This window comes from Parendozoicomonas callyspongiae (assembly GCF_023502345.1).
GTDB lineage: Bacteria > Pseudomonadota > Gammaproteobacteria > Pseudomonadales > Endozoicomonadaceae > Sansalvadorimonas > Sansalvadorimonas callyspongiae.
In genome coordinates, this window is record NZ_JAMFLX010000001.1 from 138096 (window position 1) to 152659 (window position 14564).

Below are 14564 nucleotides of genomic sequence, written 5' to 3' on the forward strand. Positions count from 1 at the left end.
GGCCCGGTTATCAAGCTGTAAACCGGGTCACACAATATGACTGCACTGAGCTTTGAATTTTTCCCCACCAAGACAGATGAAGGGGCGCGTAAACTGCAGGTTCAGGCACGTCAGCTGGCGGACTGCAACCCTGAATTTTTATCTGTTACTTATGGTGCCGGTGGTTCTACCCGTAACAGAACCCGTGAAACACTGGTATCTGCCAGAGATGCCACAGGCATTCCCGTTATGCCTCACCTGGCCTGTATTGGTCATAGCAAAGACCAGATTCAGAGTATTCTGAAAGACTATAAAGACCTTGGCATTTCTCGAATTATTGCTTTGCGAGGTGACCGGCCGTCCGGTATCGGCACCGTCGAGTATGATGATTTCCAGTATGCATCCCAGCTGGTTGCCTTTATCCGTGAAGAAACGGGTGATCATTTCCATATAGAGATTGCGGCTTATCCGGAAGTTCATCCTCAGGCCAGATCCATGGAATCAGACCTGGACAACTTCAGAAGAAAAATTGAAGCGGGCGCCAGCTCGGCTATTACGCAATATTTCTTTAACCCGGATGGTTACTACTACTTTATGGATCGCATCGCATCCATGGGGATCAATGTACCCGTCGTTCCCGGGGTTATGCCAATTACCAATTACATGAAGCTGGCACGCTTCTCTGATGCGTGTGGTGCTGAAATGCCCCGTTGGTTACGTAAACAGCTGGAAGCTTATGGTGATGACAGTGCCAGCATCAGGCAGTTTGGTGAAGAAGTGATGACAGGTCTTTGTGAAAAGCTGGTGAGCTATGGAGTTCCTGCTCTGCATTTTTACACGCTGAACCAGGCAGGGCCTTCAATGGCAATTGTTAAGAATCTGAACCTGGCTTAGTCCAACAGGACATACTCAATAGTCGAAATCACTCCAGCATTCTATATATGGGGTGTTTCGACATCTATCTGTGTGCAGACCGAGTTTAGTCACTGCCCTCTATTCGCTACAATAACAGCCAGTCTATTCCTCTTACCTACCTGAATTACAAATGCGCAATCCTCGAATTTATGCCCCCGTTCAGCTGCAGGAGTATCAGCCAGTTGATCTGCCAGAAAGTGCCGCAAACCATGTTGGCAGAGTATTACGCATGAAACCCAGTGATCCTCTGATCCTATTCAATGGCGAAGGTGGATGCTGGCAAGCCAGGATAAATGCGGTCTCCAAAAAGCAGGTGCAGGTTGTCCCCCTTGAGTTTATGCCTATAGACAAGGAGTCTCCCCTCACAATATCCCTTGGTCAGACATTAAGCAGAGGCGAACGGATGGACTATGCCATCCAGAAAGCCGTTGAGGCAGGAGTGACAGAAATCACACCACTGTTCACAGAGCGATGCGAGGTTAAGTTAAATAGTGAGCGGGCAGATAAAAGACTACGTCACTGGCAGCAGATTATTATCAGTGCCTGTGAACAGTGCGGACGGAATATTGTTCCTGTAATTCACTCACCCGTGCCTGTTTCTGAGTGGGTTGCTAACCGAAATACTGATTTGAAATTTGTTCTGCACCACAGAACCAAACAGGCATTAACCGGCTATGATTCTCCCAAGACTGTGTCACTGTTAATTGGGCCAGAAGGTGGGCTGACAGCTGATGAGATTTCTACTGCAGAAGGGCAGGGGTTTAACCCTTTGGTTCTTGGTCCAAGAGTTTTACGAACCGAGACTGCACCTGTAGCGGCTATCAGTTTGATGCAGTACCTGTGGGGGGACTGGTCTTAGGATCTGTTAGCCTATGAAGCTCCTGACTGCCATAACTACCATTTTCCTGTGCTTGCCGGCTCTGGCTGCTGCTGTGGATATTCATCCTCTTTGTATTGAGGAAATGATCCCACTTCACTCACCAGCATCTGAAAAGTCAGCATCAGTTGACCTGAAAGCCTGCTCGGAAAAGTACAAGAGTTACCCTTTTTCAAAAGAAGGTCACTGGCAGGCAGTCTGGAGCAAAAGCCAGATGAAAGAGGAACCGGAAGATGAGTCCATTCCGGTTTATTCTTCATACAGTCTTATCGGTGGGATGGAGAACAATCAGGTTCTTTTGCAGCAGGTTGTTAATTATGGAGGGTCAGGAACCTTCACTTTTGCAATGCTTGTTGAGGGGATTTCTCTGAGTCAAAACCAGCAACATGCCAAAACCCTCAAAATGAGAAATAGTTTTCCTGGCGGGGACCGATGCCTTGGTGGCATTCATGATCTGACAATCACCAGTCCTAACTCGGTTACGGTCAGTCGGAATATCACAACAGCTGAGCTAATGCGTTACGGACAAAGCAAAAAGGCTGCACAATCTATATCCGCAGGATTACCGGACTGCGCAATCTGCTGCATTGGTACAGCACAGGAAAACTGGACACTGGATGGCAAAACCAAACTCGTGTCTGTCTCACTTGCTCCCAGAGAAAGAAGTAATGGTGAAAGTCGTAAGACCAAATGCCTCTATGATCTGTTAAGAGGTGAAGATGATGTACGCCTTGAGCTAACCAAAGAAGATCTGGCATCTCTGCAACAGGAGTATATTAACCAATGCCTTAAGCAGGGGAGCGCATATATTCAGTAAGCATGGACTCAAGTCCAATCAGGTTGGGAATTAATGCTTCCTGACCGTCAACTGTTACGACAGCTTCCCTTAGCGGCTGACCTTCCTTTACATTCTGATCCTTCTTCCAGTTCAGGTCATCTGCCACCAAACGAAGGTTACGGGGGACGCTTTTTACCGGTATTGCATAGAACGGGTAGGGATCACTTTCTGTCAAACGGTTAATTACCAGATACAGTGTTCCGGGAGCAGCGGCGCTCACGCCTTTACCCGACATCCCTTCAAAAGAAATCAGCGGAATTACATTATCCCGCCAGTTAATCTCCCCAAGAAACCAGTCGGGTGTATTTTCAACACCTACAGGCTCCTGAAAAGCTATTAACTCAGCAATAGCTGAACAGGGAACCAGTAAATGACTCCAGCCTAACGGCACAAACATAACTGACAGTTGTTTATTGTCCTGATCCACTTTTCTAGTCATGCCTCTTGACAAAACAGCCAATGGTTTCCAGCAGCATGGCTTCCTGGAAGGGTTTACCCAGATAATTATTCACACCAATTTCCTGGGCACGTTGACGATGTTTCTCGCCAGTACGGGAAGTCACCATAATGATGGGGATATCTTTCAGTTCCGGATCATTACGAACCGCCATGGCAACTTCGTAGCCATCCATCCGGGGCATCTCAATATCCAGCAAAATGGCTGCTGGACGAAAATCCTGCAGGAGTGCCATAGCTTCTACTCCATCACGGGCTGAAGCGGTTCGATAGCCATTTCGTTTCAATAACCGGGTTGTGACTTTTCGTACGGTGACAGAGTCATCAACAACCATAATCAGGTTATTTTCCTCTTCTTGTGCAGAGGTATTGGCAACACTGGCTCCGGTATGCTCTTTGGTGGCATAGTCAGAAATTAGCGCAGCCATATCCAGGATAACAACAACCCTGCCATCACCGAGAATCGTAGCACCACTCACTCCACGCAAACCGGAGAACTGTGGTCCCAGGCTCTTCACGACAATCTCCCGGCTGCCTTCCAGGCTATCAACCTGTATTGCCAGATTCTTTTCCCCAAAACGCATCAGAAGAACCGGCAGTTCATGGATAAGACTGTCAAGACGAGGTTTGTGTTCGTGAAGAAGTTCCCCCAGATACTGCAGGCGATACTTCCTACCGGCATACTCAATGCCTTCATCACCATCCTGGTAATGACCTTCAAGTTCAAACGGGCTTAGACGAACAACTCCATCAAGAGCATTAAGCGGGATGGCATAACGCTCGTCTGCCAGGTTCACCATCAGCGCCCGATTCACTGCCAAAGTGAATGGCAGCCGTATCTCAAATTCCGTTCCTTCGCCCAGGGTTGAGTGGATATCAATTCTTCCGCCCAGCTGTTTTAGTTCATTCTGAACAACATCCATTCCGACACCACGGCCGGAAATCTGGGTCACACTGCTGGCAGTGGTAAAGCCGGACTGCAGGATCATTCTTGAAATATCATGATCAGAAACCTTGCTCGTCTCAGCCAGCAGCCCTCGCTCAACAGCACGGCTGCGCACAGCATCAAGATCCAGTCCTTTGCCATCATCGGCAAGGCTGAGAACAATCTCACCACCATCCCGGGCAAGATTCAGACTGATTTCAGCAACTTCCTTTTTACCATGGGCAAGACGTTCCTCCGCAGAAGCTTCAATACCATGGTCGATAGCGTTGCGAAGCATATGCTCAAGGGGAGCAATCATCCGCTCCATCACCGAACGGTCCATCTCACCTTCAGCATTAACAACCTTTAACTCCACCTTCTTTCCAAGCTCATCCGAGACTTGCCGTACAACCCGGTGCAACCGTGGAACCATACGTTCAAATGGCAGCATTCGGGTACGAAGCAGACCCTCCTGAAGATCCGAGTTAATACGGGACTGCTGTAGAAGCAACGTTTCCGAATCACGGCTCTTCTCTTCCAGAACCTGCTTCAAATCCTGAAGGTCTGTGGCAGATTCCACCAGAGAGCGGGACAACTGAGTCAACTCGGAGTAGCGATCCATTTCCAGCGGATCAAAATTTCTTATAGTGAAACCATCACCTTCATGGCGGGAGATAATCTGGGCATGGGTTTCGGTATCAAGTCGGCGTAATTGCTCCTGCAAGCGGTCAATCGTCGTATGCATCTCTTTCAGCGTGTAGCTGAAATCATTGATCTGCTGTTCTATGCGTGAGCGGGAGATACTGGTTTCAGCAGATAAATTCACCAGATTGTCCAGCAGTTCAGCGGAAACACGAACCTGCTCATCACTGACACTATCATTGGCCGCTTCGATATCTTTTCGGAGGTAAACTTTGGCTGGAGCTGGTATCCGGCTTTCGCCATCAGCCCCAAAAACCTCAGGCTTTGAAATGAAGTCAGGCTGATCCTTCTCAACCTTAACAGTTTCTACCTTAAACTCTTCCGCCAGCTCTTCTGGTATCGCTTCAGAAGCAGCATGCGGCTCCTCAATATTCTTCATCACCTTGCGGATGGACTTACACAGCTTCTTGGCTGGTTTGCATTCATTATTCGAGCGAATGGTGCTGAGCATGCCTTCCAGAGTGTCATGACTGCTCATCAGAAGGTTGATCAGATCCTGAGTGACCTTTAGCCGCCTGAGTTTCAGCGCTTCATACACACCTTCCAGCTCATGCCCCAAATCACCGATAGCCTTGATGCCAGCCATTCTGGCACCACCTTTAATGGTATGCAGATAGCGCTGAAGCTCAGAAAGGGCTGTTGCATCAGAACTGTCTTCCAGCCAGCGGTAAAGGGCGGCAGAGGCAGCATCCAGATTATCCATAGCCTCATCAAGGAAAACGGCCAAAAGCTCTGATGAGTTTTCATCATCCAGCCCGGCCATCTGGACGTTCTGGTCCGGCTCAAAGTCAACATTCTCAATCAGGCTTTGCAGATTCATCAAAATATCTTCACTGGCAGCAGGTGTTTCCTGACCTGCTAGCTGATCCAGCATATTTATCACCCAGTCATGGGCTTCCAGCAAAATATTAAGATCGCCGTCTGTTGCTTTGTAACTTCTTGTCTGGATGACCTGGTAAACAACCGCCAGTTCTTCAGCCAGCTCAGCAATAGCATCCTGCTCAAACTGTCTGGCATTACCTGCCAGAGTCAGCAATCCATCACAAAGATGTGTCAGGTGCTTATCAGATGGATCACGCTTCCACCGTGAAAGCATATTGATGGCATCCAGAATCGTGTTCAGGTTCTCGCCCCTGAACAGGTTTTCAGAGCCATAACCATCACCGAATTCTTCATAATCACCGGTTCTTAATTCTGAAAGCTTACGAATTTCTGCCAGTAGTTCGTCTGTCCCCTCAATTCGCTGAAATGGTGAGCTATCAAGCTGCTCAAGGCTGAGCTGGATTAAGGAGGAGCCCTGCATTATCAAGCCAATGATCTCTTCATCAACCTCAATATTGCGGGCGCGCAACTCACGGGTCATAAACTCCAGTCCTGTGGATATATCCATGACTGGAGTGATGCCAGCCATGCTGGCGCTTCCCTTCAGAGTGTGCAGAGAGCGCAACAGATCATCACTGACTGGAAGAGAAGATTCCGAAAGGCTGAAATCAGAAGCAAAGTCATCTATTACCTGTAGATGAGTAAAGGCTTCGATTCGGAAAATTTCTGCAAGCTCAGGATCAAGAGAAGGCTCTGACTGTTCTTCTTCCTTCTCCAATTCCTTCACTGGTTGCAGTGTAGGAATATTTCCCTGGCTGAGAGCCTCAGCAGCCCCAATACACGCCCGGGTTACATCAGAAACCCTCTGATTATGACTGGTATATTCCACCAGCAGCTCCGGCAATAGCGCGACAGCACTATCAACCACTTTGAGCATCGCTGAGTGAGGCTTAATTCGATCCTCAACAACCTGATTAAGCATATTCTCAACAGACCAGGACAGATCTCCGATAACACCGGCACCAGCCATACGACCACTGCCTTTCAGTGTATGAAATCCTCGCCGCAGCACTTTTAATGAACCGGCGTCGTTTAAGTCATTGCGCCAGATAGAGAGATTTTCCTGAAGCTGCTCCCGAACCTCTTCAGCTTCTTCACTGAAGATCTCAATAAACTCCTGATCTATTTCGTCATAACTCTGGCCAGGTGCAGCCAGCTCAACTTCCTGTCCTTTGGTCAGCTCATGAATAACCTGTTCATCAAGAGAGGGAACATTCTGTATCTCTCGCTCAAAAGCCCCCAGGCGCTTAAGACTCTCTTCGGCCCTCTGAAGCGTTTCATCCTCCAGATCAAGCCGGTCTTCTTTCAGGCACTCAACAATATATTCCGCGCCAGCCAGCACCTCGGCAAAGCTGTTCATATCACCCCTGCCGGGGGGCTGATGTGAATGTAATAGCTCCACTTCAATAAAGTGCCTTGCCGCTTTGACCAGCTCGGCAATACGCTCCTGACCAATAATGTCCAGACTTCCATGAACCGGCAAAAGGATTTCCGGCACCTGGAAAATGCACTCGCGGTTAAAGTCAGAAGAGATAAAGTCAGCGATAGCCTCCCTGGCATGCTTAAGACCCGAATAAGCCTCAGCCAGAACAGCCTGTTCTGCGGACTGAAGGTTTTCTACTGCAACGGGATTCCCTGATGACTCCTCAGAACTCTCTTTTCTCTCTGGGAAAGCATCTGCCAGCTTATATTTTTCCTGAACAGTACGAGTCAGCTGATCATCACTCTGGCAGCAGGCTGCATAGTAAAGGCAGTTCTGCAATAACTCGGCAGGAGCAGGCCAATTAAAAGACTGTGAAAGGTTATCAGCCTGTTCAGCTAGAACTTTATCAACTCTACGTAGAAGATTTCGAACAGCGGGACCACTTCGAACATCTCCTGCCTGTACAGCTTTGACTAATACCTCCGCAACAGGCCATAAATCGGCTGCAGGCATGCCATTACACAGGGATGCCATGCGTTCAAAAACCCGCAGAAGGTAATTCTGATGGGTTTTATCTCCGGGATGATTGAAAAAACCAACCAGAGCAAACTGGTACATTTGACGCAGCTTTTTCAGAAGGAGAACCAGCGACTTTCCCTGAAGACGGGCAAGCTCCTGGTCTGAAACCACAGGAGTCAGAGCATCAAGACTGGGATTAAATACGGATGTTTCAGAATACAGTGGCTCACCACGGGCACTGCGCAGATCATTGAGTATTGGAAGTATGCCAACAAGGGAGTCATCATGCCTGGCCTGCATCTGCTCCAACCAGTTCGGCAGTTCCAGCAGGCTTCTGACCAGTGCTTCAAAGGCATCACTGCGAGCAGGTACACGTCCTGTGACCAGATCCTCAACCAGAAGCTCCATTTCTTCGGCCAGAACAACAGGGCTGCAGAACTCTACCATCTCCAATACAGCCCGAACCTGATGAACATAGGTCTGGCAGAATTTCAGATGAGAAGAATCCTCCCCATTACTGGCACGAGCGCCGGCATAAGCCTCAAGGCATTGGCGTGCCTGAAGCAAGGTGTTGCTGATTTCAGTTCGAACCCACCCCAGAGCCACCCAGTGGTGGCTGCTGATACTGCGACGATCCTCCATAAACACTCCTGTCCATCAAGGCCTGAACCTTGACGATGCTCCTGTTCAGACCATTTTTTCGGGCAGTTTGAAACCTGATACCGATTCACGCATATCACTGGCCATATCTGCCAGATGCCCAACCGAGTGCGCCGTTGCGTTGGTTCCGGCTGATGTCTGGGTGGTGATTTCCTGAATCACGTTCATAGTGCTAGAAATATGTCCGGCAGATGACGCCTGCTGGCTGGCTGCACGGGAGATATTGGCAATCAAGTCAGAAAGGTTGTGGGATACAGTTTCAATCTCTTCCAGTGAGACACCTGCGTCCTGAGCCAGAGATGCACCACGAACGACTTCTGTCGTGGTCTGTTCCATAGAGATAACCGCTTCATTGGTATCCGTCTGGATGGTTTTCACCAACCCTTCAATCTGACGTGTAGCAGCCGAAGCTCGCTCGGCTAACCGCTGAACCTCGTCGGCAACAACCGCAAATCCTCGCCCGGCACTTCCCGCCATAGATGCCTGAATCGCTGCATTCAGTGCCAGAATATTGGTCTGATCTGCTATTTCGTTGATAAGGGAAACAATATCCCCAATCTCCTGGGAAGATTCACCCAGTCGTTTTATACGCTTGGATGTATCCTGAATCTGCTCGCGGATTGTGTTCATCCCGGAGATAGTGTTCTGAACACCAGTATTACCTTTTTTGGCCAGCCCCACAGAACGTTCAGCAACAGAAGAGGATTCCTGGGCATTCGCTGAAACCTGATCAATAGACACTGCCATCTCATTTATTGCCGTTGAAGCATCAGAGATTTCCCGCGCCTGATTTTCAGCAGCTTCCGCAAGGTGCCGTGCAGTATTCTGAGTTTCATCTGCTGCTCCAGCTACAGAAACGGCTGTCTGGTTAATCGTGTCTACCAGCGTTCGCAGCTGCTCGATGGAGAAATTAATGGAGTCAGCGATAGCACCGGTAAAATCTTCAGTCACTGTTGCGCTGACGGTTAAGTCGCCATCAGCAAGGTCAGACAATTCTGTCAGCAGCCGAAGAATAGCGGTCTCATTCTTCTTATTACTCTTTACTGTTTCCTGATAACGTCGGCGTGTATCACGCACCATAATCCAGCCAATCAGCAGAATAGAGAGCAGGGCAACGGCTCCCGGAGCAATAACGGTATATTGATTTCCCTGCAGAATATCCCGCTCAACGGGCAACGTCTCAAAGGCATTTGTCAGGTTGGACGAATTACGGAGTAACGCACGTGACTCCTGAAAGATCACATCAGATGCTGCAGTAGCTATAGCCAGCTCTGATGAGCGGTTTAGAATGTCTTCCGCAGAACCGGAGACAAACTCAAAAAGCTCAGAGATTTCCGTAAGCAGAGAACGAACCTCCGGATCAATAACCTGGAATATTCCCAGTTCTGCATTGCCCTTAAGCATTCCACCAAGCACGGTTCCAAAATGGCTGACATCCCTGCTGAAATCTTCTGCTGCCAGAGATGCGTTCTCACTACCTTCCTGGAGCCGGGCAACATTATTTATTATTCGTTCAGCCCGCAGTGCCTGTTCCTGAGCGATAACAACCTGTCTGGCATCGACCTGCTTCTCCAGCATGATCTGAACAATTTCATCGTACTGCAGCTGAAGCTGAGGAATCATCCGAGCCAATGTTGCAGCCACTTCATGCAGAGACAAAATGGCTTGTTGATTGCTAAGGATACTGTCGGTATTGATCTGAACTCTTCCCCAGCTCTCAGAGAGGTCAACCATACGGCTTCCAACGGCTCCCGGCTGGGCACTGGCAGGAGGCAGTCCTATGGAGACATCGCCATTATTCAAAGTGTCATAGCGACCCTGGAATTCATTGCGTATATCCTGCAACACACCGAATGCTTCTTCCCTACCACTGACAGCTTCCGCTGCATTTGTTGCTATCTGCTGTGACAGTACCCGGAGCTCTCCAGCATTGGCGAGATATTCACGGTCAACTTCTGTTGCTCTATTAAGCTGCCAGAACCCTGCAACAACTGCAGCAATTGATGCGGTGAGAAGGATAAAAAGCAGCGTGATGCTTTTTCCAGATCCCGTCCATGAACTCTCATTGGCTTTCATTGGTTACAATTCCCCTGGCTGTAATTATCCCTGCCAATCCCCGTTGTCATGGTTGATGACTGGTCTCAGCGCCTGTCTCGACATGACTTGAATATTAAAATTGTGTTGCAGGTATCTAGGAGCCTGTCGGACTTTTTCTCGCTACGGTCGGTTAAGTCCGACAGGCTCCTAGCGGCTTAATTAATCAAGCCGTAGCAACTTCATGCCCCATTGATACCTGTAGAAAATCTGCACTTTCAACCAGAGCCTTCAGACTGAATAAAAGATATTCATCGCTATCATTCAGCCAATAGCTTCCAGCGAGAAATGGTTTAACTTTGTCTGATACCTGTACAGGTACGCTGCCCTGATAGCTCTCTTCCCTGAAGTGCTGCATTCCAGTGACTTCATCTACCAGCAAACCACAGAACATATCTCCGTGCTCAATAACCAAAACCTGCTGTCGAATGCTTTGTGCCACCCCAAAACCAAGGAAGCACCCAAGATCGATGACAGGCAGCAGTCGTCCCCGCACATTGGCGACCCCTAACACCCAGGGCACAACACCCGGGATAGGAGTCAGGCTTTCCGGAGGGCGCAGAACTTCCTGAATATCTTCCAAAGGGGAAACATAGCGCTCTCCCTTAAGAACAAATCCGACTCCACGCCAGAGCCTTTTAACCTCTTCGGAAGAAGGCACCTCTTCAGCAAAACACCGGGCACGACGATCCAGGTCCAGCAATAGCTCAAAAGGTGTATCCATCAGGCAGCCACCACCCGATTCAGGGTATCTATCAACGTACCTTCATCAACCGGCTTTGTGAGGTAACCTCTCGCTCCCTGACGCTCACCCCAGATCCTGTCGGTTTCCTGATCTTTTGTTGTGACAATGATGACCGGAATACCCATGGTTTTCGGGCTGCGGGTTAACTGCCTGGTTGCCTGAAAACCATTGAGTCCGGGCATAACAATATCCATCAGCACTGCATCTGGCTTTTCTACACGGCATAAAGCGACACCATCAGCACCATTATCTGCCTTCAAAACCTCGTAGCCGTGGTTGGTCAGCATTTTTTCAAGAATGGCGGTTTCTGTCGGAGAGTCATCAACGATTAGAACTCTGGCCATTTAACCCCCCTCATTTATGTTCTATTGTTCAAAAATCAAGCGACTTCTATGCAACCTGGGGAATATATTCCCGAATCGCCTCCAGCAACTCATCTCTGCCAAAAGGTTTGGTCAGGTATTTATCAGAACCGACAATTCGCCCCTTGGCTTTATCAAACAATCCGCTTTTACTGGTCAGCATAATGACCGGTGTATCTTTGTATCGGGAATTGTTCTTTATTAATGCGCAGGTCTGGTACCCATCCAGACGGGGCATCATGATATCGACAAAAATCACATCTGGATCGGTATCAACGATTTTGACCAGCGCATCAAAACCATCAATCGCAGTCACAACATCACATCCGGCATTTCTTAGCAGAGCCTCAGCCGTTCGCCGAATGGTTTTACTGTCATCGATAACCATGACCCGGAGGCTGGAAAAGTCATCACCCATGCTTTTATGGCCTGTTATGTGCCGGGTTAATCTTTTATGACTTCTGGTACTGTAAATTGGTTACAGCTATTAACCGGGCACTCTGTTCATTTTTCCTGGAAAGACATTTTGTTAATCGAGAATATTTGTAACACACTAGCCCTGAGACCACCATCACTCGCGAAGGTATTTAACCAGTGATGATTTAGGTAAAATACAGAATCTCTGCAGCATTTATACGAGCTATTTACATGACGATTCGTCTGGGCATTGTGATGGACCCCATCCAGAGCATCAATTACAAGAAAGACTCCTCCCTGGCCATGCTCCTGGCCGCCCAGAAGCGGGACTGGAAGCTCTATTACATGGAGCAGAAAGACCTTTTTCAGGAAGATGGCGTTGCCATGGGCAATATGGCACCTCTGGAAGTTCGAGCAAACCCTGAAGACTGGTTTAGTCTGAGCGACAGAGAAACCGAGAAGTTATCCTCATTGAACGTGATCCTGATGCGCAAGGATCCTCCGTTTGATAATGAATTTATCTACAGCACTTATTTACTCGAACAGGCTGAGCGCGAAGGTACTCTGATCGTTAACAAACCTTCCAGCCTGCGGGACTTTAATGAAAAGTACTTTGCAACACTGTTCCCTCAGTGCTGTACCAGCAGCATGGTCAGCCGCGATATGGGGCTGTTGCGCGAATTCGCAGAAAAACATGAAGATGTCATTTTTAAACCACTGGACGGCATGGGTGGCACGGCCATTTTCCGGGTAAAAAAAGGTGATCCGAATGTCAGTGTGATTCTTGAAACCCTGACAAATTACGGTAACCAGCAGATAATGGCGCAGAAATTCATTCCTGAGATTACCAAGGGCGATAAGCGTATCCTGATAATTGATGGCGAACCTGTGCCGTTTGCCCTTGCACGTATTCCTCAGAAAGGTGAAACCCGTGGAAACCTTGCAGCCGGGGGTACAGGTGTGGCTCAACCTCTTTCTGATCGTGACCGCTGGATTGCGGAACATATCGGCCCCACCTTGAAAGAGAAAGGTCTGCTGTTTGTCGGTATTGATGTCATTGGCGACTACCTGACGGAAATTAACGTCACCAGCCCAACATGTATTTGTGAGCTGGAAGACCAGTGTGACGTTGTTATTGCTGATCACCTGATGAAAGTTATTGAAGATAAGCTGGCAGCCTGATTTGCCAGCTGAAACAGCCATAAGCAAAAAATGTCCACCCGAACCAATCAAAATGTGGATGGCATTTCCATGCTAAACAGGAGCGGAACGATAAACACGTTTCACAACAAACTGTTTGATCACAAGAGTGAGTCAAGGGCAACTATCGCCACCAGCCTTTTGCTGGCGCTGGCCGCTCATGGGTTGCTGATTTTTGCCTTGAGCTTCTCTCTGGAGGATCCGGCAACTCCCTCCAAGACAATGGAAATCACTCTGGCCAGCTTTCCCTCTGAGAAAGAACCGGAAAAAGCAGACTATCTGGCCCAGGCAAACCAGCAGGGTAGTGGCACCCTGGATGAAAAGGCCAGACCCTCCAGTGATCTTCCCGCGCCGATTCAGGATACCATTCCAAAACCGGTTCAACTGCAGGAACAAGCGGCACAACTTCCCAAAAGTACTCCAAAGAAAGCCAAACAGGTAACAACGGTCGCCAAATCGGAGACAATAGCTCCTGCAACCAGCAGAGTGAGTAAGCTCAGCCCTTCACCGGAAGATATGCCGCCAAAGCCACGGATTGATCTCTCCGCTGAAATCGCCAGCCTTGAAGCAGAGTTCTTCCAGAAACGGCAGGCTTATGCCAAGAGACCGGTAGTCCACCGGATAAATGCTGCATCCACAAGAAAGGCCGATGTTTACTACCAGGAAGCCTGGCGCCGAAAAGTCATGCGCATTGGTACAATCAACTATCCTGCACAGGCACGGCAGCAGAAAATTTATGGTGAACTACGTGTTGCCGTTCAGATTCGCCGTGATGGAAGCCTCAAGAGCATAGAAATTGTTGATTCATCCGGCAGCAATGTTCTGGATAATGCCGCACGCAATATTGTGAGAATGTCTGCACCATTCAGCCCTTTCCCCCCCGAACTTCAGGAGTATGATGTTATCGAGATTATCCGTACCTGGCGCTTCGAGCCAGGTGACATGTTCAGAGGATAAATCGGGAACCTGTAATGATTGAAACAGCCACCCATGACAGTCTGCGAGATACCTTGCTGATCGCTATGCCGCAAATGGACGATCCAAACTTTGCAGAGTCTGTGGTGTACCTGTGTGATCACAACAGCGAAGGTGCCATGGGTTTGGTGATTAACCGCCCTCTGAATGTCTGTGTTGGCGATCTGTTCAAACAGATTGGCCTCAACTTCCCGGATGAAGCACCTCACTATCAGGATCATGTCTTTCTTGGAGGGCCTGTGGATATGGAACACGGCTTTGTTCTCCATACCCATAAAGAAGACTCTCCTACAGCAAATGCACTGCATATCACTCCGGATCTGTCCCTGACCTCATCTCAGGCGATCTTTGACAGCATTGCTGCTGGAGAAGGCCCGAATAATACACTTGTCGCTCTGGGATATGCTGGATGGGGGCCAGGGCAGCTTGAAAACGAGCTGGCTCAGAATATCTGGCTAAACAGCCCTGCTGATAGATCTATTCTTTTCTCCACACCGATTGAGCACCGGCTTACAAGAGCTGCTGCAAGAATTGGTGTAGACCTGACACTACTCAGCCACGAAGCAGGCCACGCCTGATTCTGGTTAGAATGACG

The 14564-nt window shown here is 48.8% G+C and carries 12 protein-coding genes; 6 read left to right on the forward strand and 6 right to left on the reverse strand.

Annotated features, from left to right (window positions below; genetic code table 11):
* Nucleotides 1-36: 36 nt before the first annotated feature.
* The 3 genes from metF to M3P05_RS00575 all read left to right on the forward strand — a co-directional run bounded on the left by metF (nucleotide 37) and on the right by M3P05_RS00575 (nucleotide 2588).
* Entirely contained in the window at nucleotides 37-873 is an 837-nt protein-coding gene (metF, locus tag M3P05_RS00565) for a methylenetetrahydrofolate reductase [NAD(P)H] (protein ID WP_249697278.1), read from the forward strand.
* A 151-nt stretch (nucleotides 874-1024) separates the two neighbouring features.
* Nucleotides 1025-1753: a 16S rRNA (uracil(1498)-N(3))-methyltransferase gene (locus M3P05_RS00570; protein WP_249697279.1), complete on the forward strand. Its 729-nt coding sequence runs from the start codon at nucleotides 1025-1027 to the stop codon at nucleotides 1751-1753.
* A 13-nt stretch (nucleotides 1754-1766) separates the two neighbouring features.
* Nucleotides 1767-2588, forward strand: a complete 822-nt coding sequence (locus M3P05_RS00575; RefSeq protein WP_249697280.1) for a hypothetical protein — start codon at nucleotides 1767-1769, stop codon at nucleotides 2586-2588.
* Here M3P05_RS00575 and M3P05_RS00580 read toward each other — a convergent pair.
* From M3P05_RS00580 to pilG, 6 genes are all read right to left on the reverse strand, one after another.
* A complete protein-coding gene (locus M3P05_RS00580; RefSeq protein WP_249697281.1) occupies nucleotides 2560-3048 on the reverse strand; it encodes a chemotaxis protein CheW in 489 nt (162 codons plus the stop codon). The genes M3P05_RS00575 and M3P05_RS00580 overlap by 29 nt on opposite strands.
* Nucleotides 3041-8158 carry a hybrid sensor histidine kinase/response regulator gene (locus M3P05_RS00585; protein WP_249697282.1) on the reverse strand — a complete coding sequence of 1706 codons (5118 nt, stop codon included), beginning with the start codon at nucleotides 8156-8158 and terminating at the stop codon, nucleotides 3041-3043. The genes M3P05_RS00580 and M3P05_RS00585 overlap by 8 nt, the downstream gene beginning before the upstream one ends.
* A 45-nt stretch (nucleotides 8159-8203) precedes the next feature.
* Nucleotides 8204-10252, reverse strand: a complete 2049-nt coding sequence (locus M3P05_RS00590; protein WP_249697283.1) for a methyl-accepting chemotaxis protein — start codon at nucleotides 10250-10252, stop codon at nucleotides 8204-8206.
* A 184-nt stretch (nucleotides 10253-10436) separates the two neighbouring features.
* Nucleotides 10437-10994, reverse strand: a complete 558-nt coding sequence (locus M3P05_RS00595; protein WP_249697284.1) for a chemotaxis protein CheW — start codon at nucleotides 10992-10994, stop codon at nucleotides 10437-10439.
* Nucleotides 10994-11359, reverse strand: coding sequence for a twitching motility response regulator PilH (gene pilH / locus M3P05_RS00600; protein ID WP_249697285.1), 366 nt, complete (start codon nucleotides 11357-11359; stop codon nucleotides 10994-10996). The genes M3P05_RS00595 and pilH overlap by 1 nt, the downstream gene beginning before the upstream one ends.
* Nucleotides 11360-11405: 46 nt before the next feature.
* Nucleotides 11406-11795 carry a twitching motility response regulator PilG gene (pilG, locus tag M3P05_RS00605; RefSeq protein ID WP_249697286.1) on the reverse strand — a complete coding sequence of 130 codons (390 nt, stop codon included), beginning with the start codon at nucleotides 11793-11795 and terminating at the stop codon, nucleotides 11406-11408.
* 230 nt (nucleotides 11796-12025) lie between these two features.
* Between pilG and gshB the strand changes: the two genes are divergently transcribed.
* The 3 genes from gshB to M3P05_RS00620 all read left to right on the forward strand — a co-directional run bounded on the left by gshB (nucleotide 12026) and on the right by M3P05_RS00620 (nucleotide 14547).
* Nucleotides 12026-12976 (forward strand): glutathione synthase, encoded by a 951-nt coding sequence (gene gshB / locus M3P05_RS00610; RefSeq protein WP_249697287.1) that lies wholly within the window; start codon nucleotides 12026-12028, stop codon nucleotides 12974-12976.
* 69 nt (nucleotides 12977-13045) lie between these two features.
* Nucleotides 13046-13951: an energy transducer TonB gene (locus M3P05_RS00615; RefSeq protein ID WP_249697288.1), complete on the forward strand. Its 906-nt coding sequence runs from the start codon at nucleotides 13046-13048 to the stop codon at nucleotides 13949-13951.
* 14 nt (nucleotides 13952-13965) lie between these two features.
* Nucleotides 13966-14547 (forward strand): YqgE/AlgH family protein, encoded by a 582-nt coding sequence (locus tag M3P05_RS00620; RefSeq protein WP_249697289.1) that lies wholly within the window; start codon nucleotides 13966-13968, stop codon nucleotides 14545-14547.
* The last annotated feature ends 17 nt before the right edge of the window (nucleotides 14548-14564 follow it).

What these genes read in the sequence shown, in the direction of transcription:
- M3P05_RS00595 (WP_249697284.1), bottom strand. Translation starts at nt 10,994, where the DNA reads ATGGATACACCTTTTGAGCTATTGCTGGACCTGGATCGTCGTGCCCGG.
- pilH (WP_249697285.1), bottom strand. Translation starts at nt 11,359, where the DNA reads ATGGCCAGAGTTCTAATCGTTGATGACTCTCCGACAGAAACCGCCATT.
- M3P05_RS00570 (WP_249697279.1), top strand. Translation starts at nt 1,025, where the DNA reads ATGCGCAATCCTCGAATTTATGCCCCCGTTCAGCTGCAGGAGTATCAG.
- M3P05_RS00585 (WP_249697282.1), bottom strand. Translation starts at nt 8,158, where the DNA reads ATGGAGGATCGTCGCAGTATCAGCAGCCACCACTGGGTGGCTCTGGGG.
- metF (WP_249697278.1), top strand. Translation starts at nt 37, where the DNA reads ATGACTGCACTGAGCTTTGAATTTTTCCCCACCAAGACAGATGAAGGG.
- M3P05_RS00615 (WP_249697288.1), top strand. Translation starts at nt 13,046, where the DNA reads ATGCTAAACAGGAGCGGAACGATAAACACGTTTCACAACAAACTGTTT.
- gshB (WP_249697287.1), top strand. Translation starts at nt 12,026, where the DNA reads ATGACGATTCGTCTGGGCATTGTGATGGACCCCATCCAGAGCATCAAT.
- M3P05_RS00580 (WP_249697281.1), bottom strand. Translation starts at nt 3,048, where the DNA reads ATGACTAGAAAAGTGGATCAGGACAATAAACAACTGTCAGTTATGTTT.
- M3P05_RS00590 (WP_249697283.1), bottom strand. Translation starts at nt 10,252, where the DNA reads ATGAAAGCCAATGAGAGTTCATGGACGGGATCTGGAAAAAGCATCACG.
- M3P05_RS00575 (WP_249697280.1), top strand. Translation starts at nt 1,767, where the DNA reads ATGAAGCTCCTGACTGCCATAACTACCATTTTCCTGTGCTTGCCGGCT.
- pilG (WP_249697286.1), bottom strand. Translation starts at nt 11,795, where the DNA reads ATGGGTGATGACTTTTCCAGCCTCCGGGTCATGGTTATCGATGACAGT.
- M3P05_RS00620 (WP_249697289.1), top strand. Translation starts at nt 13,966, where the DNA reads ATGATTGAAACAGCCACCCATGACAGTCTGCGAGATACCTTGCTGATC.